This is a genomic window from Segatella copri, from assembly GCF_949820605.1.
In the GTDB taxonomy this organism is placed as follows: Bacteria; Bacteroidota; Bacteroidia; order Bacteroidales; family Bacteroidaceae; genus Prevotella.
On sequence record NZ_CATKVU010000006.1, the window covers coordinates 606,039 to 625,440 of the forward strand.

At 44.4% G+C, this 19,402-nt stretch carries 22 protein-coding genes and 1 pseudogene; 9 read left to right on the plus strand and 14 right to left on the minus strand.

Annotated elements, in window-relative coordinates; genetic code table 11:
- Positions 1–74 precede the first annotated feature (74 nt).
- The 4 genes from RCO84_RS03490 to RCO84_RS03505 all read right to left on the minus strand — a co-directional run bounded on the left by RCO84_RS03490 (position 75) and on the right by RCO84_RS03505 (position 4,561).
- Positions 75–482 (minus strand): hypothetical protein, encoded by a 408-nt coding sequence (locus tag RCO84_RS03490; protein ID WP_317583926.1) that lies wholly within the window; start codon positions 480–482, stop codon positions 75–77.
- Positions 483–533: 51 nt separating this feature from the next.
- The gene (locus tag RCO84_RS03495) at positions 534–2,261 is read right to left on the minus strand and encodes an LlaJI family restriction endonuclease (protein ID WP_317583928.1); all 1,728 of its coding nucleotides are present in this window, start codon (positions 2,259–2,261) and stop codon (positions 534–536) included.
- A 6-nt stretch (positions 2,262–2,267) separates the two neighbouring features.
- On the minus strand, positions 2,268–4,082 hold the full coding sequence (locus RCO84_RS03500; protein ID WP_317583930.1) for an AAA family ATPase: 1,815 nt from the start codon (positions 4,080–4,082) through the stop codon (positions 2,268–2,270).
- A 176-nt stretch (positions 4,083–4,258) separates the two neighbouring features.
- Positions 4,259–4,561 carry a nucleotidyltransferase family protein gene (locus RCO84_RS03505; protein WP_264900564.1) on the minus strand — a complete coding sequence of 101 codons (303 nt, stop codon included), beginning with the start codon at positions 4,559–4,561 and terminating at the stop codon, positions 4,259–4,261.
- 326 nt (positions 4,562–4,887) lie between these two features.
- Between RCO84_RS03505 and RCO84_RS03510 the strand changes: the two genes are divergently transcribed.
- Both RCO84_RS03510 and RCO84_RS03515 read left to right on the plus strand, forming a co-directional pair.
- Positions 4,888–5,727, plus strand: a complete 840-nt coding sequence (locus RCO84_RS03510) for an Rpn family recombination-promoting nuclease/putative transposase (RefSeq protein ID WP_118081899.1) — start codon at positions 4,888–4,890, stop codon at positions 5,725–5,727.
- An 81-nt stretch (positions 5,728–5,808) separates the two neighbouring features.
- Positions 5,809–6,318: a very short patch repair endonuclease gene (locus RCO84_RS03515; protein WP_317583932.1), complete on the plus strand. Its 510-nt coding sequence runs from the start codon at positions 5,809–5,811 to the stop codon at positions 6,316–6,318.
- Between the two features lie 402 nt (positions 6,319–6,720).
- Here RCO84_RS03515 and RCO84_RS03520 read toward each other — a convergent pair whose 3' ends face one another.
- Together RCO84_RS03520 and RCO84_RS03525 are read right to left on the minus strand one after the other, a co-directional pair.
- Positions 6,721–7,125, minus strand: coding sequence for a HEPN domain-containing protein (locus tag RCO84_RS03520; protein ID WP_144152216.1), 405 nt, complete (start codon positions 7,123–7,125; stop codon positions 6,721–6,723).
- Positions 7,116–7,442 carry a nucleotidyltransferase domain-containing protein gene (locus tag RCO84_RS03525; RefSeq protein WP_117587986.1) on the minus strand — a complete coding sequence of 109 codons (327 nt, stop codon included), beginning with the start codon at positions 7,440–7,442 and terminating at the stop codon, positions 7,116–7,118. The genes RCO84_RS03520 and RCO84_RS03525 overlap by 10 nt, the downstream gene beginning before the upstream one ends.
- A 233-nt stretch (positions 7,443–7,675) precedes the next feature.
- Between RCO84_RS03525 and RCO84_RS03530 the strand changes: the two genes are divergently transcribed.
- Positions 7,676–7,885, plus strand: a complete 210-nt coding sequence (locus tag RCO84_RS03530) for a hypothetical protein (protein ID WP_287797278.1) — start codon at positions 7,676–7,678, stop codon at positions 7,883–7,885.
- A gap of 42 nt (positions 7,886–7,927) precedes the next feature.
- Entirely contained in the window at positions 7,928–9,034 is a 1,107-nt protein-coding gene (locus RCO84_RS03535; RefSeq protein ID WP_182429190.1) for a PDDEXK nuclease domain-containing protein, read from the plus strand.
- A gap of 156 nt (positions 9,035–9,190) precedes the next feature.
- On the opposite strand, the pseudogene RCO84_RS03540 reads toward RCO84_RS03535, so the two are convergent.
- Positions 9,191–9,325 (minus strand): annotated as a pseudogene (locus tag RCO84_RS03540) (PDDEXK nuclease domain-containing protein); the annotation flags it as partial.
- A 262-nt stretch (positions 9,326–9,587) separates the two neighbouring features.
- Here RCO84_RS03540 and RCO84_RS03545 point away from each other — a divergent pair.
- The 3 genes from RCO84_RS03545 to RCO84_RS03555 are packed head-to-tail and all read left to right on the plus strand — an operon-like array spanning position 9,588 to position 10,792.
- Entirely contained in the window at positions 9,588–9,887 is a 300-nt protein-coding gene (locus RCO84_RS03545; protein ID WP_006847328.1) for a type II toxin-antitoxin system HigB family toxin, read from the plus strand.
- 11 nt (positions 9,888–9,898) lie between these two features.
- Entirely contained in the window at positions 9,899–10,261 is a 363-nt protein-coding gene (locus tag RCO84_RS03550) for a helix-turn-helix domain-containing protein (RefSeq protein ID WP_144152220.1), read from the plus strand.
- Between the two features lie 24 nt (positions 10,262–10,285).
- Positions 10,286–10,792 (plus strand): very short patch repair endonuclease, encoded by a 507-nt coding sequence (locus RCO84_RS03555; RefSeq protein ID WP_144152222.1) that lies wholly within the window; start codon positions 10,286–10,288, stop codon positions 10,790–10,792.
- A gap of 264 nt (positions 10,793–11,056) precedes the next feature.
- Here RCO84_RS03555 and RCO84_RS03560 read toward each other — a convergent pair whose 3' ends face one another.
- Both RCO84_RS03560 and RCO84_RS03565 read right to left on the minus strand, forming a co-directional pair.
- Positions 11,057–11,722, minus strand: a complete 666-nt coding sequence (locus RCO84_RS03560; RefSeq protein ID WP_317583933.1) for a DUF1016 N-terminal domain-containing protein — start codon at positions 11,720–11,722, stop codon at positions 11,057–11,059.
- Between the two features lie 32 nt (positions 11,723–11,754).
- The gene (locus RCO84_RS03565) at positions 11,755–11,898 is read right to left on the minus strand and encodes a hypothetical protein (protein ID WP_317583934.1); all 144 of its coding nucleotides are present in this window, start codon (positions 11,896–11,898) and stop codon (positions 11,755–11,757) included.
- 724 nt (positions 11,899–12,622) lie between these two features.
- On the opposite strand from RCO84_RS03565, the gene RCO84_RS03570 reads away from it, so the two are divergent.
- Positions 12,623–13,159: an HU family DNA-binding protein gene (locus tag RCO84_RS03570; RefSeq protein ID WP_317583936.1), complete on the plus strand. Its 537-nt coding sequence runs from the start codon at positions 12,623–12,625 to the stop codon at positions 13,157–13,159.
- Positions 13,160–13,228: 69 nt separating this feature from the next.
- A complete protein-coding gene (locus RCO84_RS03575; protein WP_153081227.1) occupies positions 13,229–13,327 on the plus strand; it encodes a smalltalk protein in 99 nt (32 codons plus the stop codon).
- 70 nt (positions 13,328–13,397) lie between these two features.
- Here RCO84_RS03575 and RCO84_RS03580 read toward each other — a convergent pair whose 3' ends face one another.
- The 5 genes from RCO84_RS03580 to RCO84_RS03600 form a co-directional block, all read right to left on the minus strand.
- Positions 13,398–14,150 (minus strand): NigD1/NigD2 family lipoprotein, encoded by a 753-nt coding sequence (locus RCO84_RS03580; RefSeq protein WP_317583938.1) that lies wholly within the window; start codon positions 14,148–14,150, stop codon positions 13,398–13,400.
- A gap of 106 nt (positions 14,151–14,256) precedes the next feature.
- Positions 14,257–16,026: a TonB-dependent receptor domain-containing protein gene (locus RCO84_RS03585; RefSeq protein WP_317583939.1), complete on the minus strand. Its 1,770-nt coding sequence runs from the start codon at positions 16,024–16,026 to the stop codon at positions 14,257–14,259.
- Positions 16,027–16,201: 175 nt separating this feature from the next.
- Positions 16,202–17,110: an AEC family transporter gene (locus tag RCO84_RS03590; RefSeq protein WP_144152233.1), complete on the minus strand. Its 909-nt coding sequence runs from the start codon at positions 17,108–17,110 to the stop codon at positions 16,202–16,204.
- A 79-nt stretch (positions 17,111–17,189) separates the two neighbouring features.
- Positions 17,190–18,065 (minus strand): carbon-nitrogen hydrolase, encoded by an 876-nt coding sequence (locus tag RCO84_RS03595; RefSeq protein ID WP_154481142.1) that lies wholly within the window; start codon positions 18,063–18,065, stop codon positions 17,190–17,192.
- A 29-nt stretch (positions 18,066–18,094) separates the two neighbouring features.
- A complete protein-coding gene (locus RCO84_RS03600) occupies positions 18,095–19,219 on the minus strand; it encodes an agmatine deiminase family protein (RefSeq protein ID WP_317583942.1) in 1,125 nt (374 codons plus the stop codon).
- Between the last annotated feature and the right edge of the window lie 183 nt (positions 19,220–19,402).

Here is a 19,402-nt window from a genome sequence, read left to right on the forward strand (position 1 = left end):
AAATGGGGCGGGCAGTCTTACATGCGTCTCATGTAAACTGACCGACCCATTGATTGAATATTTGAGGTATCTTATTATTCATCCATGATTTTCACTATAGGCACAGTCTTTTCATTATACGATTGGGACATATAGCTGTAATTTCCAATTTGTTTTGCTACCTTTCCCTTCGGAATTTCAATCTTTTGGTTATCATAGAAAGACGTACCCTCGTTTCCCAAAAATAGAACAACCATACCGATATTATCATCAGAAAAATCATCTCCACTAGCCAAAGCACTTCCGTCAGGAAGTACTTGTATAACTCTAAAGGCTTTTCCGGGTACAGTATTGCGTGGATTATCAAACATAACAATATCTTCCTCTGGGGATGAAGATGAAGAATTTTCTGTATTAATAATGCAGCCTATAACAAACAGTAATACGCAACCCGTAACAATACCTGCTACATAGGTCAAAATAAATTTCGTTTTTGATTCCATAGACAATTCAATTAAATTAATTATTTTATTGCGGTAAGTTATAATCGCTCGTCAATTATCCGCTAAAGCAAATTTACCTATATAGAATTTCTCCTTAACATCGTTTATGATAGCTTCTTTCTGCTCCTCGTTGGAGTCTTCTTTCTCGAACGCAAGTATCAGATAATCATTGGATTTCGTTGGTGAGAATATCTTGCCGATAAGCTTTCTGAAATTCTGGCTGACGAATTCTTCTACTTGCGTATCTTCTTTCGGCGTGAGGCGATAGAAGTCGTATCTTTCGTCCAGCATCTTCTGGATTTCATCACGGAACATCTTGCGAACCCGGTTTTTCCAGGCGAATTTCTGGTGCTCGTTATGACGGGCATACAGAGATACTACATAGAGGAAGTTGACATCGTAGTGGAAGACGAGAAGGGTGTCGCGGTCGAACAGGCGGTCGTTGAAATGCTGGGTGTTGAAGCACTTCTTTTCCCTGTCGGTTGACGAAATCTGGTCTGAGAAAGAGAGATTCTCTGCCATCTTTGCGCTGATGAAGAAGTTCGGAATGATGTTGTAGCCTTCCGTCAGGTCATCGCGAAGCTTGGGTACGTTGCCAAAGTTACGCTTGTCGTATTGCAGTTCTTCATCGTCCTTATCGTCGTTCATAAAGAGGTTCAGGTTCCACTGGATGATGTTCCTGGCGTACGTAAACTGCTTATACACAGATTCCTTTCCGATGGAATGACCTAACTTGTAATACTTGCTGTCGCCGATGTAATAAACTGGCTCCTGATTTCTTGTTGTAATCAGGTTCTGGTAGCTGTACAGATGGTCTATGCGTTTGCCGTCGGCCTGTTCTTTCAGGCCGGCTGGAATGTTCTTCTCGCCTAGAAGTTCATCAATAATGGCCTCGAAAACGATATTGAAACTCTTAACCAGAAGATACTCCTTGCGTTCCTGCTGAATGTTCATGCGCTTGGCATTATCAAAGAAATCGTAGCATAGTTGCCAGAGGTGTAAAGCCTTGTCTGAGAAGTATTTATACTTAATCTGGAACAGTCTGGTCTTTCCTAATCCATCCAGATAGGTCTTGAAACGATAGCCTGTTATCAGCTGGAAATTGCAGTTGATATGATTGGCAAAGCCGTATCTTTCGCTGATATAATTCAGGATGGAATAGAAGATAATCAGGAGTTCTTCATCAAAATTGATCTGCTTTTTCCTGTTGACAGGATGGGGATAAACAGGGCTGTTTTTGCTGATGATGGCTCTCTTGGTGGCTATGGTCTTTGACCAATGAATGCGGTTGTAACCGGAATGGATGTTCTTCAGGATGAAGAAGATGAAATCCTGGTTATGTTTGTTGAAGTCGATGAGAGCCAGCAGAATATCGAGGAATGTGTTGTTGATTTGTCTGTTACTTTTACCGAGGCACGCTATTTTCTGGTGATAGACAATGCCGTTTCTGGTGGTATTGTTGTAAACCTCGATGGTGCGGTAAATCCAGACAGAGAACTCATAGATGAAGTCTTTCTCCTGTTGAGAGAGTGGGTTGTTCTGGTTCAGGTTGACGATGGTTTCCGGGGCATATTTGCCGAATACTTTTTCGCCCTCAGAGGTGTCTTCGAGCAGTACTTTCGGCAAAATAAAGACGCAATCGTTGAGCTGGGTATTGTAGTAATACCCAACGTAGTTGATGCTGACGTTGCCATCAATGTCCTGCATGACGTCAATGCCGTGCAGAACATCCCTAATCTGATCAGCCTGATACTGATGTTCTTCTATGAGGATTCTCATGTTATGTCATTTTACGGATTCAACAGTACATCCTTTTGTTCTCGCTAAATGAAGAATAGCTTGGATGTTTCCTTTGCCCCATTGTGTTGTAAAATAAAATTTGACGTTATCTATTGTTGTTAAAGGGTAATCGTCGTACCAACGTTTACCTTTGTCATTTTTATATTTTTCTTTCCAAAGAGGATAGTCCTCAACTTTTATAACTATTCGATCTGTTTTTGAATTGATAATCCTTGATATATCTGATAATATTTCAGAATATGTTTCTTTCTTATCATTAACCAGATATTCCATTACGGCAAGAGCCATTCTTCCTTTTCCTAGGAGTTCGCTACTTCCGTTAACTCGATATTTAGTGTAATCGTATGAATTTGAATTGCTATTGTTGTTATTGTTAAGGTTCCAATCAGATTCTTTTTCGTATGAATCTTCTGAATCCTCTTCCTCTCCTTCATCAGAAAAGAAATCCTCTACTCCCAAATTCTCCAAGAACTGCTCAACGATAGCTATATCAACGTTAGTTTTGCCGTTCTTATCCTCATAGAATCGGTCGAAAGACAAAATCTTGCCTTCTTCATCCTGAAAGTCCTTATCATCGAAACCATAGTCCTTGAACACATCATTCCAGAGATAGAAGATAACCTTACTAACGAACAAGTCGGCATCAATTTCGCCATCCTTTGCCTTGCAGAAGAAATAGCCGAGCTGCTTGTCTTCTGAATTGGTAAGTGAACCAATCAGCTCATTAACCTTGCTGATAAATGACCACCAATTGTATTGCTTATCACCCGTGTTGATGTACCAGTTGAGAGGAACGTTGGTTTCTTTGTCACGACCTTCACGAATAGGCACATACTTCCAATCCCAGCGGCGCTTAAAGGCAGAGTCGATAGGGAAGAGGCTCTGGTCGCTGGTGTTCATTGTAGCCCAAATATAGAGGTTTGAAGGCAGAACAAGGCGCTCTCCCTTCATGATGAGGTTTACCATATTGGCTTCGCCATAGAGCTGGTTGATTTCGTCTTTATTCGTAATCTCCCATCCCGCAAATTCCTTTTCGAGATACTTCTGCATATCCTTATCTGCAACGATAGGATAATCAGAAAAACCATATTCGTTGCGGTCGAGCAATTGGAACAGATCACCAAAGATTTGGGCGCAATTACCTCGGTTTATTTCTTCGATAATAAGAAATTGCTTCTTGCTGGAGCCTAGTTTCTTCCACGCTTTCACATAGGCTTCGAGAAAAGCCTGAGGAATGAACTTGTAGGCAATTCTTTCTTCCTTTACGACTTCATTCGTTTCTTCATCGATTACCCTTTTGCCATTACAATCTCGGAGTACAACTTCTTCTGTGATAGGTTTGTAGGTGCCTACAAAAGAGGCGTAATCAGAGTCTGGATGGAATGTAGTACGAATCACGCTCTCTCCGAAAGTCAAGTCCTTGATGGTCTTTGATTTGCCTGTGCCAGGAGCACCAAAGTAAATCTGCTGTAGAGTAAGATTTGAAGGGAACTTTACTTTTTTTGCTTCGTTTGAGAAAATTTCCTTAGCGCATAGAAAACGCATGTATGTCTTTAATGCGTTAGAATACTGGTAACTACCAGTCTTCTCATACTGCTTGAATTCTTCATTGTTGTTAAGTGAATCAATGATATCTTGTAGCTCTTTGGTATGTACACAAGAGTAGATATCAAAGGAATCAACTCCTTTGATTTGGGCAATAGTTTCATTAATGCGCTTAAAATCACTATAGTTGTTGACACTTTTGGGTGATGTAGTGCAATTCAGTATAAAACTTTTATATTGTTCTTCTGTTGTCATATTTCTACAGTTTATTTTGCTGCAAAAATAAGAAATATTTCTCTTTTCTGCAAGTTTTTTGGGGGATTTCTTTTGTGTTTTCGTGAGAAAAGAATGTTTTACTGATGAAAATAGTGGATGGATTGACTAAATCCATTTAAAGATAGATAAGATGTCGGATCGTTGGTATCCCCTATCTATCGCTCCGCTATTACTTCAATCCCCTCTCTCTTAATTTCCTTGAGCAGGAAGGGGTTGAGGTGCTTGTGCTTCCGGATAATATCAACAGGGCAGCCCAGAAGGGCTTCAAGGTATGCTTTCAGACGGACTATCAGGAAAAACTTAGGGGGCATTTCTACATAGATATCTACATCGCTGCCATCGCGGTGCTGGTTTCTTGCTACAGAACCAAAGAGGCGCAGGGAGGTGATGCCGAAGGTGTTTTGCAGTTCTTCGGCATGAGATGTGATGAGGGCTATGTATTCTTCTCTTGTTTTCATTCTTAATATCCTTTTTTAAAAGGCTTTTGCCCTTACAGGGCGCAAGGCTGATTGCGCTTATACCCAGGGTGTTACCCTGGGCTAGGAGCTTCTGGGCCTTCAGCCCGTGCCTGAACCACATGCGGAAGTTCAGTTCCTAACATAATTATATAATTTAAAATGTTTGTAATGCAAACGAGCGCAATTAAAGCTTGCTTTCAAATTGCCGAGTGCAGCTTTTCTTATGCAAATATATGAAATATTTCTCTTTTCTGCAAGTTTTTGGGCTTTTTCTTTTGTGTTTTCAAAGGAAAAATGTAAATTTGCAGAAAAAAATAAGATAGCGTATGGGAAAGTTTATAAATCCATTTTCTGATTGGGGTTTTAAACTGATCTTTGGACAGGAAATCACTAAAGATTTACTGATTAGTTTCCTCAATGATCTCCTGAAGGGTGAGCATACGATAACGGATATCACCTTTAAGGACAAGGAGCAATTGCCCGAGGCAAAGAATATGCGTGGTATCATATATGATATATATTGTACTACAGATCAGGGACAGCATATTATTGTGGAGATGCAAAACCGTTATCAGGAACATTTTGTAGATCGCTCTCTTTATTATGCTTCGCGTGCTATAGTAAAGCAAGGCGTGAAGGGGGAATGGGACTATCACCTCGCGCCGGTCTATACTGTATGTTTTATGAACTTCAATATAGAGAGTAGAAGCCCTGAGAAGTTTAGAACAGATGTTTGTCTTGTGGATACAGAAACAGGACGGGTTTTCTCTGATAATCTCAGAATGATATATCTTATGCTTCCCCTCTTTACTAAGGAGGAGGATGAATGTGAAACTGATTTTGAACGTTGGATATTTGTTTTAAAGAATATGAGTACATTGGAAAGAATGCCGTTTATGGCAAGAAATGCCGTCTTCCAGAAACTGGCTGAGATAGCGGATATCACTGCACTCAGTAAGGAAGACCGTGAAAAATATGATGAAAGTATCAAGGTGATGCGTGATAACATTGCTGCATATAAAGGAGCTATCATAGAAGGTAGAATAGAAGGTAAAAAAGAGGGTAAAATAGAAATGGCTAAGATTATGCTGATGGAAAACGAGCCTATTGATAAAATTGCAAGATATACAGGGCTTGCCAAGGAGGATATTTTAAAACTCAACTAATATTTGAACGAGGTTGCTGGTAAGAGTGACCTCGTTTTTATTTCTAAGTTACGTTAAAAGATGTATTTGTAAATAAAGAGTATGCCGGACCGTTTGACCATAGAACAGCGCCACAACAATATGGCGGCAATAAGAGGCAGGGATACTAAACCGGAGATTCTTGTCAGGAAATTTCTGTGGAGTAGGGGATTCAGGTATCGGCTCAATCATCCGCGGTTGCCGGGCAAGCCGGACATCGTGCTGAGGAAATATCGCACCTGTATTCTGGTGAACGGGTGCTTCTGGCATGGACATGAGGGATGCAAGTATTATGTGGTGCCGAAATCGAACACCGGGTTCTGGATGGAGAAGATCAGAAGAAACCGGGAGAGGGACCATGAGGTGCTGCACCGGCTGGCTGAAATGGGATGGCATACCATCGTGATATGGGAATGTGAACTGAAGCCGGCGGTAAGGGAAAAGACGCTGGAGTCGCTCGCCTTTACGCTGAACCATATCTATCTGGAAGATCATCATATCAGAAGATATGAATTGCCGGAAGAAGTGCCGGAAATGGTGGCGGAGCCGGAGGCGGAAAGACGAGAGGAATAGGCAGGGATTTCACGGAAATTTAAAGTGGACTCTTAACTCAAGTTTCGCATGTGGTTTAAGTACGGGCTGAAGGTCCACAAGAGGGTGTGTCATAAATCAACAGTTCGCCAACGACTCAAAAGAGTTCGCTAACTCAGAAAAACAGTTCGCCAACGACACCAAAGAGTTCGCCTACTCGGAAAAACAGTTCGCCAACGACACCAAAGAGTTCGCCAACGAAAAGAAAGAAACAGCCCAAGAAGTCAAGCTAAGAAAAGAGTTCGCGAAGGCTAAAAGAGCCATCTACAAACTTATCACTTCTAATCCAAAGGTGACAACTGCGCAAATAGCAGTTGTCTATCCCACGGACAATCTCCCCTGAGCCGCAAAAGTACGACTTTTGGGTGAAAGTTATATTGCACATTATTGTTTTTCTTTGATAAGTTTGATGATGCTATTTAAAAAGTCATGAGCTGGTTGCTGCATATTCTCGACATCTGAATTACTTACATCATATTCGCAGTTATAATCAGCTTTCATTCTTAATTGTTCCATCCTGGAGAAAAATGCACCAAGTTCTTTGTCAATTTTACCTGTCTTAACGAAATTCATACCAAATACGCCTAAAGTACCAGCATGAGTATGTGCCGAAAGCCCATAATGTATTAATAGTGCCTGAGCAGCATGGAAACAAGAATAGTAAAACCTATTAGCTGCCAAATCCCATAATCCCATAGAAAGCATTTGCTCTGCTTCTGCTATAAATCTTTTTGCTTTTTCCAGACGAAGTTCTACTAAAGAACTTCTTTCATCGTTTGTTAGCCCCATAAACTTACTCCTTCCTTTTCAACATTTTTATAAAATGGTGTAATCTTATATTTCTGCCACTCCTTAGCGGAATACATTACTGGGTTTATTTCTTTTCCTAAATCCCAACCTAGTTCGGTAAGAGGATAGGTAACTTTGTCATAATCAGAAGGAAGAAGCTGTTCCTTGTCTAAGATAACAAGAATGTCCCAGTCGCTATCATCTCTAGCGGTACCTCTAGCTTGTGAGCCAAAAAGTATCGCTTTCCCGTATGGTGGCATATTCTTTGCCAGGCATTCACGGATGGCTGTCAATGTAAGTTCTTGTTCCTTCTTCATATTGCAAAGATAAGATAAAAACCTGAAACTTCCAAATTAAAGCCTTCTTTTTTATGAATTATTACACGATTTATGAGAAATTACTGATAAGCTTATATTTCCTTTGCCATCTTTTTTTCTGCAAAAATAAGCAATATTTCTCTTTTCTGCAAGTTTTTAAGGGATTTCTTTTGTGTTTTCAAAGGAAAAATGTAAATTTGCAGAAAAATGTAGAACGTTTTAATGTGAAGGTTATGGCAGCAACGGTATTGAATAGTACACAAGTACACCTCTTGCAAATGTTTCAAGTAGATGATACTCAGAAAGGTTTGGAAGAATTGAAGGAATTGTTGTATTCTTATTATTCAAAGAAAATGGATGAATCTCTGAATGAACTTTGGGATTCGGGCGTGCTTGACCAGAAAAGACTTGACGAAATCAATAATATGGATTTGCCAAAGTGAATACGGAAATGCTCAAATCGATCATTAAAAAAGACATATAATATGGCAGGAAATATGACATTGGCAGGAAACAGCGAGTTCAAAAGTTGGGTTTCGCAGTTGAAGAAAGATATACGCCATGCACAGGTTAAGGCGGCAATCAAGGTTAACACAGAATTGCTCCGCCTTTATTGGCGTATGGGTGCAGACATCTGTGAAAAGCAGAAATCTGCATCTTGGGGCGATGGCTGGCTCAAAGAATTGAGCCGTGAACTTATGGCGGAGTTTCCAGATATGAAAGGGCTTTCATACAGGAATCTACAATACATTAGGCAATGGTATCTCTTTTATAATCAAGGAAATATAATTGTGCAACAAGTTGTTGCACAATTACAAAAAGGACATGGGCAACAACCTGTTGCCCAAATAAACGAGGACGTATTCTTCTCCGTTCCTTGGGGGCATCATCTGTATATCATATCGCAATGTAAGGATGTTAACCGTGCTGTGTTCTATCTGAATAAGACCGTAGAAAATGGTTGGAGTCGTGCTGTTCTGCTTAATTTCCTTGACACTAATCTGTATGAGCGACAGGGAAAGGCTGTGAATAACTTTAACAAGCTGCTGGCGGATTCTCAAAGCGAATTAGCAGCACAAACATTGAAAGACCCTTATAATTTCGATTTCCTCACACTTGACGGTGAGTATCGGGAGCGAGAATTGGAGCAAGGACTTACCCAAAATGTAACACGCTTTTTGCTTGAATTGGGTACAGGTTTTGCTTTTGTTGGAAGTCAAGTTCCTCTACAAGTAGGGGGAGACACTGTATATCCCGACTTGCTTTTCTATCACTTGGAACTGCGCTGTTATGTTGTCGTAGAACTGAAGATTACAAAATTCAAAGCTGAACATTTGGGACAGTTGGGGATGTATATAAGTGCTGTAAATCATATAAAAAAGAAGCCTACTGACAACCCTACAATTGGATTGCTTATCTGCAAAACCAAGAACAATGTGATGGCTCAATATGCTCTTGAATCAACCAATCAGCCAATAGGCATCTCCGAATATCAGTTGTCTAAGCTCATGCCTGAAAACATACAAAGCCAGTTGCCTACAATCGAAGATATTGAAGCAACGCTTTCTGATATAAAGGAGACTAAGGATTGATACGTAAGATATCAATATGAAAAGCCTACGGCTGCGGATTGCAAATCCGCTTTAAAGTGGTCGAACCTTTTAGTCGGCATAGAAGACTTAAAGTCTTTCGGAAAGAGTTTGGATAGTTGATATTCTGATATTCCCATCGGTTCCTTGTATGATCTGATAAGGGTCTTTTGTTATCTGTTGCGCTAAGTCACTCTGCACAGCAGGGAGCGTGGATTGGAAGTTTGTGATGGCTTTGCCGTCACGCTCATAAAGGTCGGTATCAAGCCAGTTGAGAAGAGCGTCACGTCCCCAATTGTAAATAAAGAGTATGTCGGACCGTTTGACTATAGAACAGCTCCACAACAATATGGCTGATTGCGCTTATACCCAGGGTGATGCCCTGGGCTAGGAGCTTCTGGGCCTTCAGCCCGTAAGGGGGAAAAGTGGAAGCTAAATAGTAGAAAAACAAGCTTAATTATATAAATAATCCTAAAAAACAAAATATTTATGGAAGAAACTATTGTATTTCAATATTTCTATATATCTTTGCAATGAAAATTTAAATCATGGAATTATGAGAATTATTTCGCATAGGAAACTAAAAGAGTTTTACGAGACCCCTGGGCGAGAAGACTCAAAAGTAGCTCTGGAAAGATGGTACCAGATTGCGGAAGAAGCAGAATGGCGCAACTTTTCTGATATAAGAACTGACTTTCCTGATGCTGACTACGTAGGTAATCAACATTACGTATTCAACATTCGAGGAAACAGGTATAGGTTGGTAGTGGTAATTAAATTTACAATAGGCCGACTCTTCGTAAGATTTGTCGGAACACATAGTGAATATGACAAAATAGATTGTTCCACCATTTAATAAAAACAATTATGGATAGAATTACGAAAGAACAATATGAGTTTGCACTCAACAGAATAGAAAATCTCCTGCCATTGGTAACGGACGATACGCCTGCCAACGATAAGAATGCCATAGAACTGACATTAATGTCGGACATTGTTGAGTCATACGAAAAGAAACATTTTCCTATCGGAAAGCCTTCTGTTTCTGAACTTATCGAACTTTCTTTAAATGAAAAGAAAATGACTCAAAAACAACTGGCTTCAGAAATTGGAGTAAGTCCTTCACGTATTAACGATTATGTAACAGGGCGCTCTGAGCCTACTCTAAAAATAGCTAGATTGCTATGCAAGGTTCTGAACATAACGCCTGCTGAGATGTTGCAATGTTAAACAGATGTTGATGATAAATTAAAGATGTCGGACCGTTTAACCATAGAACAGCGCCATAACAATATGGCGGCAATCAAGGGCAGGGATACCAAACCGGAGATTCTTGTCAGGAAATTTCTGTGGAGTAGGGGATTCAGGTATCGGCTCAATCATCCCCGGTTGCCGGGCAAGCCGGACATCGTGCTGAGGAAATATCGCACCTGTATTCTGGTGAACGGGTGCTTCTGGCACGGACATGAGGGGTGCAAATATTATGTGGTGCCGAAATCGAACACCGGGTTCTGGATGGAGAAGATCAGGAGGAACCGGGAGAGGGACCATGAGGTGCTGCACCGGCTGGCTGAAATGGGATGGCATACCATCGTGATATGGGAATGTGAACTGAAGCCGGCGGTAAGGGAGAAGACACTGGAGTCGCTCGCCTTTACGCTGAATCATATCTATCTGGAAGATCATCATATCAGGAGATATGAATTGCCGGAAGAAGAGCCGGAAATGGTGGCGGAGCCGGAACCAAGGCATCGTGATTAGTAACTGCTAGGCTTATGAAAGATATGGATAAATATTGGAAGAACGTGGATTCACTTTTCGATTCTAAAGATAATCGAAAAGTGATTTGGATAGGTTATGTAGTTGGTCTTGTATTGGTTACTGTTTCCATATTTACGCTATGCCTTAGGTTATTGAGGCATGAAGAATTTACTTTTGGGAGAATATCTTCATTATTTTTAATGTTAATGGTAGGTATTTCTTTGGTTTGTTTCCTTTTTTATAGGAAGAAAATATCGATTAAAATTAAGTTTTACCTGTTGTGTCTGATTTTTGCGTGTGGCGGCATTGATATGTTTCTTCATCCGAAAGTATCAAGTAGGGTGCCATCTGAAACATATTGTCAGATAGTGGGAGTAGTGGGCTGTCTCTTCTCTGGGGGAGGCGGTCTGTGGGTATTGTACAATGACTACAAGTGGCATAGGAGGCGTAGAGACGAGGAGGAATAAAGTGTACCGATGCGCAGACCTTGCGGAACCTGTCGAGTTTCTTACCGCTCATTTCTGCTATGGATAAGTTCTCTTTGTTCACATCATCCTTGCATTTGTCGATGATACGTTGATGATGAAACCATGGAATAAAGAATAGAATTTTGAAATCGTCTACACCGTGTAGACGATTTTGTTTTTTATCTCTAACTCGCTGAATATCTGTTTTATACAAGTCCTCTTCAAAATCGTCAGCAGCTTGCTGACGATTTGCAGCCAATGGAGCATAGAGCTTATAAAAGTAGCTCATGTACTTCAAGTTGGTTGGCGAGAATCCCTTCACTCCAGGCATTTCATTTTTCAAATCTTGACTGAGATTTTTGTAAAAGCCAGAACCATAATTGTTGGTATATTGCTTAGCTTCAATGTCTCGTCCCAGCTTATATTTTCTTTTGCCATCGTTCTTTCTTTTTATTTGCTGCAAAAATAAGCAATATTTCTCTTTTATGCAAGTTTTTAAGGGATTTCTTTTGTGTTTTCGTGAGAAAAGATTAATTTTGTATCGAATAAAATTCGAGACCATTTACCGCATAGAGCGGTACGTTTGTAACCCAATTTATTCTTCCATTTCAGAAGTTCATTGATAGCTAATCTTTCCATAATCCGTATCTTAAAATCACATTTTATGAGGGAATAATCATCTATTATCCCACATTTTATGAGAGAATAACGCTGCAAATATACACATTTTATGAGGGAATCCTATCATGCTTTTGCACATTTTATGTGGAGCACCCATTTTTTAACTGATTTTAAAGGATGAAAAATGAAGTAACTACTCGGCACCCTGTTAGAGTGTGTGGAGCTTACTTGCGAAGTTCAGAAGATTATAGGAAATCAGGTTTAGAGATATTCCTTTTTTCTTTACAAAACAGGATGGAGGGAGAATGAGAGGAGAAGGATTGAGAGAGGCGTCACAACTGTCACGCTTTTGGGGTGAAAATGGGTTCGGTGGATGATGATGGATTTCTTGCTTCCTGTTGATTTCGGGATGAGAAAGCATAGAGAAACTTTTTACATCACATAGTTTTCTCGCACGATAAATTATGAGTTGGCAAGATTAACCGGATGTACCCGAAATGTTAAATCCGTTTAACATAACTCTGCAGGGTGAAATTTGGTAGTATCAGAAAATTGCCGTACCTTTGCAACGCAGTTTCGAAGAAAGGCTGCACTCGACAAAGCTTAAGCAAGCTTAGCTCTGTTCTCGTTTGCACTTTCTTTGCACTGTGATTCAAGAAAGGCTGCACTCGACAAAGCGCACCCCCACCAAGTCAACACTCAACATTCAACATTTATATTAACCCTTTAATATTTTAATATCATGGAACAGAAAGGAACATTGAAGTATCGTAAGTTGCAGCGTACCCCACAGAGCGGCGAGAACGCTGGTAAGAAAAAGTGGTATGCCACAGCGGTAACCGACCGCGAGGTGAATTTCGAGGGATTCGTATCCCACATCTCTGACCACGGTTCGCCTTACTCCCGAGGTACTATCCACGGTGTGCTGATGGATGCACTCGACCATCTGCAGGAGTTGATTCTCGACGGTAAGAGTGTGCGTCTCTCTGACCTCGGCCTGTTCTCCATCGGTATGACTTCGAAGGCGGAGGATACCAAGGAGAAGGTAACGGCTGCCAGCGTAGAGGGTGTACACCTGATTGTGAGAAACACAAAAAGCTGGAGCAACTCGGAACTGCGCAAGAAGTGCAAGATTCAGGAGTACGGCGGCTATACCGGCACCGACGGGGGTGGCACCTCTGGTGGTACCTCAGGCGGCACTGAACAGGGCGGCGACACCAGTCAGGGCGGCTCCGGAACTACCGGCGGCGGTACGCAGGAAGGCGGCGGGCTTGAATAAAGCCCTCGCCTGAGGGCAACCCCCCAACCAAGTCAACATTTAATACTTAACATTTAAAAATTAAAGATTATGAAAGCAAGTACCTGGAAAACAATTTTGCAAATTGCAATCTCCTTTCTCACAGCTATCGCTACCACACTCGGTGTAACTAGCTGCAGCAGCCTTTAAAGGTAAAAAAGTAAAAAGCCCCGGTGCGTGATGCATCGGGGCTTTTGCTTTTATCTGCTTTTCTTCTGCGTTATCGGATGTCTCTTCCTTCCTGGCTGTATCCTTCGAGCATCTTCGGGCTGCTGATAGGCTTGCGCGAACAGTAGTCGAAATCTACCTTCTTGTAGCCCTGGCTGGAACGCCAGCGGATGGTAAGCTTCACCGTCTTGCCTCCGGTATCAGGCACTACTCCGTTCAGATTGAACGCTACGAGGGCATCACGCCAGTAGTTCTGAGGGTCGCCATTAACATTGTGGCGCAACTCTACCTCGTAAGGATTCTCTGGATTCACACCCGTAACGAGGTTGATGTAATGCACCTTCTGACCGCCCCAGAGAGCACGGAAACGGAGGGTGAGATAGCCATCTTCGGCTACCGTTACCCAGTCGCGAACGATGTCGACCATGTCGTTGCCATACTTCTCGCTGTTCAGGATATCAGAACCGAGCGAAGGAACTGGCTTCTTGGTCAGGATGCTGTCTATCCAGTTGACGTGAATCACCTGGTTATACTTCTCGCTCTTCTCCGAGGTCTGCGAGTAGTTGACCAGGGCGCGAACCTCCTTACCGTCAAAGATGGTTGGTTTCAGGTTCTTGGCGAGCAGCGTGGTGTTGTCGTCGAGCTGCAGATAGCAGGCATCGCCACTCTTCTTCACGGTTACCAGTGCGTTAGGGAAAACGCGGTCCCAGTCGGTATCGTTATCGTTATCGCACGACTGGAATGTGAGGCCCGACAGGAGCATCATCGCTGCCAGCCCAATCTTCTTGAAATCAATTTTTCTCATATATAATGTTCCTTTCTTTTTTTAAATTTTCTTCTTTCTGATAATAAAATGAGAAAGGAACAGAAATCTTGCTTCTGATTTAGAAAAAGATTGTTAAAAGCTCAAGTTAAAAATAATACGTGCAGCCGATGGTGGCAGCGCGATTGCCGAAGTGCTGGCTCGCCATATCGTGGAAGCGGCCTTCGAGCGTCCAGTGCTTGCCCAGATTCTTGTATACCCCTACTTCGGCATAGAGATTAGCCGGGGTGTAGGCTTCGCTGCGGCGGCGGGTACACCAGATGAGGTTACCCGTAAAGCGCCAGCCATCGGCCATTGTGAGCTGCGGTGCCAACTTGAACACGGCAAAATGATTATACTCTGCATTGCGCTGCTGAGCCTCCTCTGAAGGGATTTCGCTGCGCTGCCAGAAGTAGTTGACTCCGGCTGTGAGGCGAAGGATGCCCTGATGCCAGAAGGCGGTGGAGCCGATGCCGAGCGTATTGTCGTGGATGGCACTGAGCAGGTGCTGGTGGATGTTCTTCACCGAGGTGCTGAGCACGAAGGCAGGGCGGCTGTAGGTATGCTTGAGCTCTACCACATTCGCCATGCTGTTGCCGATATCGGCGGTATAAACCGGCTGCCAGGTGCCCTCCATATCGCCCGCGGTTACGAAATCGCCAAACTCGGGATTGAAGATGCGGCGGCAGTAGGTGGCCTGCAGGGTATGACCCGGCGTGAAGCGGTAATAGGCGCTCGCCGAGTAGATATGGTTGCGCGTGGTATGCTTCCAGTGCTCTTCCGGCGCAATCTGCTTAGGACGGAAGTTGATGATGCGGAAGCGGTCGCCTGCCATGAATCCCCACTTGCCGATGTTGTAATCCAGCTGGGCGTAGAAATCCTGGTAGTTGGAATGGTTGATGTAATCGGCGATGCAGTTCTTCTCGATGGAGAGACCGCCCTCGAAACCTGCCGTAATCCAGAGATCAGGGGTGATGACCGGAGTGGCGTATTCTACCACCATGAAGGGGTAGGTGGAGTGGTTCTGGTAGGGCGCAGTCTGGTTTTCTTCCAGCGTACGGCCGTTGTCGCTGATATGCTCGGCACCGAGGGTAAAGAGGATGCTGGAGCCGTTGTCGGCGAGCGTGTGGGTATAGTCGGCCTGCAGATGATAGGCACGCACGTAATCGGCCGGGGTGTGGGTGAAATGGTTGCGGGTATAGGTCTGCATCGCATCTATTTCGAGCACATCCTTTGCGGTAGGCGTCCAGAGCAGATTGAGCTTGGCACCCTCGTGGGAGTAGTGGTTCACGGTGGTGCCTGAGATGCCCTGGTAGGCGTCCTTATCGCTGCTGGAGTTGCGCTGGAAGTTGCCTTCTACATGACTGAGCACGCGGAGTTTATCCTGTTGGCTTATGACGCTGACGATGCCTTTTGCGCCACCGTAGGTATCACCGAAGATTCCCCATCTGCCGGTGGTTCCGTTCTCCTTCTTGCGCAGTGTGATGTCGATGACTTTCTTCAGACTGCTGCATCCCTTCATCACTTCGGCGTTCTGGCACACCTTGATGGTTTCTATCTCCCGAGCCTTGAAATGGTGGAGGAAGGTGGCGTAATCGAGTCCGTATTCCTGGTTGTCGATACGGATGACGAACTTGCCGTAGAGGTTGGCGAATGGATCTCCGCCGATGATGTTGTTGCCGTCGAATGAGATGACTTCCGGGCACATCATGAGCACATCGAGGAGTGATTCTTCGCCTGTGAGTTCCATTTCTGGAATATGCATGATGTATCTGTCGCCGATATGTTCTATCGGGGCGGCCTGTGTCTGGCAAGTAGTGCTGGCCATCGCGAGTGCGATGATGAGCAGGCTTTTCTTCGTACTGTTGTTTATCTTCATTTTTTCTAATTTATATTATTGGTAAAAAGGATTTCTTCGTGCCAAATTTATTTGCAAAGATAAGCAAAAAACGGGGAATAACGAAAAAATGGAGATTTATTTATCGTTCAATGCGTAAAAAAGGTGTCATTGCAGTAAGATACGCAAGTACGCCAGGCATTTCACCCTTCCTGCATTACGAAAAGAGGAGGGTGATGAGCGGGATGGTGATGATGCTGCCAACCGTGGTGATGAACGTCATCTCGGTGATGAGCGAAGGATTGCGGCCGTATTTCAGACAGAACATCGTGCCGAAACTCGCTACGGGCATCGCAATGACAACCGTATTGATGTCGTTGACCTGATTGCTTACACCACATACCTTGAACAGAAAATAAATGCTCAGAGGTACTACCACAAGACGCAAGAACGAGGAGAGGTATACCTTAGTACTGCCGATAATCTCCTTCACCGGCAACTTAGCCATCGAGGAACCGATAATCATCAGGGCTGCCGGAACCGTTATGTTGCCCACCATCGTTACCGGACGCGCAATGATATCAGGTGTATGAACCCCGAAAGCTACCAGGAGGGCGGCAACGAAGGCACCAAGAAGAGCCGGAGAAAACAGCACCTTAGGATTGAACTGCTTGACGCTGTACTCGCCCTTGATGAGCATGACACCTGCCGTAAAAATAAAAAAGGTGTTCGGCATGTTGAGCAGCGCGGCATAAAAAATGGCCTTCGGACCGAATATGCTTGAAACAATAGGGTAGCCGATGAAACCTACGTTGGCAAACATCAGCGCAAAACCTATCATGCCCTGGTCATCATGATTGCGCGTGATGAGACGCGGCACCCAGAAACCGAATACCAGCAAAAGGATGTAGGTAAGGAAACCTACGCCCAGGAGGGGAAGGATGAGCGTGCGGTCGGGCAGCTCATCGCCCATTACTGACGAGAGTACCAGCAGAGGACAGGTGATATCTACCACCATGCTGGATAGCTTCTTGTCAAACTTGTCGCCCATATATCCCAACTTGCAGGCGACGTAACCTAAAATCACGATGATGAAAAGTATCACCATCACTTCCAAATTTTCCATTTATCCTGAAAATCTATACCTTATATATATATGTATGCCGGAATCCCGATATTCTCTCAGAATTTCCGGCAAAAATGGGTTAATCGATAAATCGCTTGGTGATATCCCCGTAGTTCTCGATGCGGCGGTCGCGGAGGAATGGCCACCAGCGGCGCACATTCTCGCTGTGCTTCAGGTCGATATCTACCACCAGGCTCTCTTCTTCCTGATCGCTGGCACGGTAGTGGAGCTCGCCCTGAGGACCGGCTACGAAACTGCTGCCCCAGAACTGGATGCCCTCGGTCTGACCGCTAGGATCAGGCTCGAAACCTACGCGGTTTACGGCGATGACCGGCAATCCGTTGGCTACGGCATGGCCCCGCATCACGGTAGTCCACGCCTCGCGCTGGCGCTGCTGCTCCTCCTCGGTATCATAGGTAGCGTAGCCGATGGCGGTAGGATAGATGAGCATTTCGGCTCCCTGCAGCGCCATCAGACGGGCTGCTTCGGGATACCACTGGTCCCAGCAAACCAGCACGCCGAGCTTGCCAACAGAGGTCTGGATAGGGTGGAAACCGAGGTCGCCCGGAGTGAAATAGAACTTCTCGTAGTAGGCAGGATCGTCGGGGATGTGCATCTTGCGGTATTTTCCGGCTATGCTTCCATCCTTCTCCATCACTACCGCCGTATTGTGGTAGAGACCCGGAGCGCGGCGCTCGAAGAGGGAGGTGACGATGACGACGCCGAGATCCTTGGCAAGCTTGCCGTAGAAATCGGTCGAAGGACCCGGAATAGGCTCTGCCAGGTCGAAGAGGTCAACATCCTCTACCTGACAGAAATAGAGGGAGTTATGAAGCTCCTGAAGCACGATGAGTTCTGCGCCGCGATGGGCGAGGTCGATGATGCCTTCTGCCAGGCGCTGCTTGTTGTTGGCGATATCTGCCGTATTATGAAGTTGTAATAAACCGACGTTCATTTTTTACTTTTAATGTTAAATTTTTAATGTTAAATGTGGAATGTTGAGTCTCTGAGGGCGCCTTCGGGCAACTGCATGGTGATGCAGTGGATGCTGCCGTGCTGGCGGATAATGGTCTGCGAATCTACGCCGATGATTTCGCGGTCGGGGAAGGCGAGCTGAATCTGCTTGCGTGCCTCCTCGTCCTTTTCCGGCTGATTATAGGTTGGATAAATCACAGCCTTGTTCAGTATCAGGAAGTTGGCATAGGTGGCAGGCAGGCGGTCGCCCTCGCTCTCCGGGTTGGTGGTGAGGCAGTCGCCCTCATCATAGATAGGGTCGGGCATCGGCAGTTTGAGCAAGCGGTAAGGATATCCCTCCCAAGTAAAGAGGCCCTTGAGCTGCTTCTCCAGCGCCTGGAAGTCTTCATACTGCTCATCTTCCGGATTATCGCAGCCTACATATAATAAGGTGTCGTGCGGAGCCACTCTCACGATGGTGTCGATGTGGCCGTCGGTATCATCGCCTATCAGATTGCCGTGATCCAGCCAGACGACTCTCTTGAGCTGGAAGAAAGTCTGCAGCAGATGGTCGATGCTGTCGCGGTCGAGCGGCTGGTTGCGGTGAGGCGCCAGCAGGCACTGTGAGGTAGTGAAGAGTGTACCCTTTCCGTCACTCTCGATGCTGCCTCCTTCGAGCACGAAGCCCTGGTGGTTCTCTATATTGGCATTGAAGGCTGCCTGATAGTATAGTTGCAGGGTGATAGCATTATCCTTCTCCCATCTGAACTTTTCGCCCCAGCCGTTGAACTTGAAGTCGAGTATGCGGTAAGGCACCATCCAGGTGTTCTGCTTTTTGCGCAGCACCATGGTGAAGGGGCCGTGGTCGCGCACCCAGGTATCATTGCTTTCTACCTCGTAGAGCAGCACGCGGCTCATCTGTTCGGCAGAGAGCTTTTTCTTGAGCTGGTATCGGGTGGCAGGCACATCGGGTGTAGCTACAAGCAGCTGCTCGTAGCGCGTGATGATATCTGCCAGTTCGAGATAAGTATCTGTAATTTCTGGCAGATACGGCTTCCAGTCGGTGCCGGCATGTGGCCAGGTGAGCATGATGGCGCTCTGTGGCTCCCATTCGGCAGGGAGTGCGAAATCGCAGGGTAATGTAGATTGATGCATAAGCTATACTATTTTATGATACGATGTTCTAAACCAATTTATTATACTCTGTTCTTCATCGGGAACCTTTCCTTGGGGACGGCTCCGTTCTGCTTTTATGAAGTATGCTTGCAAAATTAATAAAAAATCTACAACTATCGGCTGTTTTTGTGAAATATTTTGCGCAAAAGCGAAACTTTGTAT

What these genes read in the sequence shown, in the direction of transcription:
- RCO84_RS03490 (WP_317583926.1), bottom strand. Translation starts at nt 482, where the DNA reads ATGGAATCAAAAACGAAATTTATTTTGACCTATGTAGCAGGTATTGTT.
- RCO84_RS03495 (WP_317583928.1), bottom strand. Translation starts at nt 2,261, where the DNA reads ATGAGAATCCTCATAGAAGAACATCAGTATCAGGCTGATCAGATTAGG.
- RCO84_RS03500 (WP_317583930.1), bottom strand. Translation starts at nt 4,082, where the DNA reads ATGACAACAGAAGAACAATATAAAAGTTTTATACTGAATTGCACTACA.
- RCO84_RS03505 (WP_264900564.1), bottom strand. Translation starts at nt 4,561, where the DNA reads ATGAAAACAAGAGAAGAATACATAGCCCTCATCACATCTCATGCCGAA.
- RCO84_RS03510 (WP_118081899.1), top strand. Translation starts at nt 4,888, where the DNA reads ATGGGAAAGTTTATAAATCCATTTTCTGATTGGGGTTTTAAACTGATC.
- RCO84_RS03515 (WP_317583932.1), top strand. Translation starts at nt 5,809, where the DNA reads ATGCCGGACCGTTTGACCATAGAACAGCGCCACAACAATATGGCGGCA.
- RCO84_RS03520 (WP_144152216.1), bottom strand. Translation starts at nt 7,125, where the DNA reads ATGGGGCTAACAAACGATGAAAGAAGTTCTTTAGTAGAACTTCGTCTG.
- RCO84_RS03525 (WP_117587986.1), bottom strand. Translation starts at nt 7,442, where the DNA reads ATGAAGAAGGAACAAGAACTTACATTGACAGCCATCCGTGAATGCCTG.
- RCO84_RS03530 (WP_287797278.1), top strand. Translation starts at nt 7,676, where the DNA reads ATGGCAGCAACGGTATTGAATAGTACACAAGTACACCTCTTGCAAATG.
- RCO84_RS03535 (WP_182429190.1), top strand. Translation starts at nt 7,928, where the DNA reads ATGGCAGGAAATATGACATTGGCAGGAAACAGCGAGTTCAAAAGTTGG.
- RCO84_RS03545 (WP_006847328.1), top strand. Translation starts at nt 9,588, where the DNA reads ATGAGAATTATTTCGCATAGGAAACTAAAAGAGTTTTACGAGACCCCT.
- RCO84_RS03550 (WP_144152220.1), top strand. Translation starts at nt 9,899, where the DNA reads ATGGATAGAATTACGAAAGAACAATATGAGTTTGCACTCAACAGAATA.
- RCO84_RS03555 (WP_144152222.1), top strand. Translation starts at nt 10,286, where the DNA reads ATGTCGGACCGTTTAACCATAGAACAGCGCCATAACAATATGGCGGCA.
- RCO84_RS03565 (WP_317583934.1), bottom strand. Translation starts at nt 11,898, where the DNA reads ATGGAAAGATTAGCTATCAATGAACTTCTGAAATGGAAGAATAAATTG.
- RCO84_RS03570 (WP_317583936.1), top strand. Translation starts at nt 12,623, where the DNA reads ATGGAACAGAAAGGAACATTGAAGTATCGTAAGTTGCAGCGTACCCCA.
- RCO84_RS03575 (WP_153081227.1), top strand. Translation starts at nt 13,229, where the DNA reads ATGAAAGCAAGTACCTGGAAAACAATTTTGCAAATTGCAATCTCCTTT.
- RCO84_RS03580 (WP_317583938.1), bottom strand. Translation starts at nt 14,150, where the DNA reads ATGAGAAAAATTGATTTCAAGAAGATTGGGCTGGCAGCGATGATGCTC.
- RCO84_RS03585 (WP_317583939.1), bottom strand. Translation starts at nt 16,026, where the DNA reads ATGAAGATAAACAACAGTACGAAGAAAAGCCTGCTCATCATCGCACTC.
- RCO84_RS03590 (WP_144152233.1), bottom strand. Translation starts at nt 17,110, where the DNA reads ATGGAAAATTTGGAAGTGATGGTGATACTTTTCATCATCGTGATTTTA.
- RCO84_RS03595 (WP_154481142.1), bottom strand. Translation starts at nt 18,065, where the DNA reads ATGAACGTCGGTTTATTACAACTTCATAATACGGCAGATATCGCCAAC.
- RCO84_RS03600 (WP_317583942.1), bottom strand. Translation starts at nt 19,219, where the DNA reads ATGCATCAATCTACATTACCCTGCGATTTCGCACTCCCTGCCGAATGG.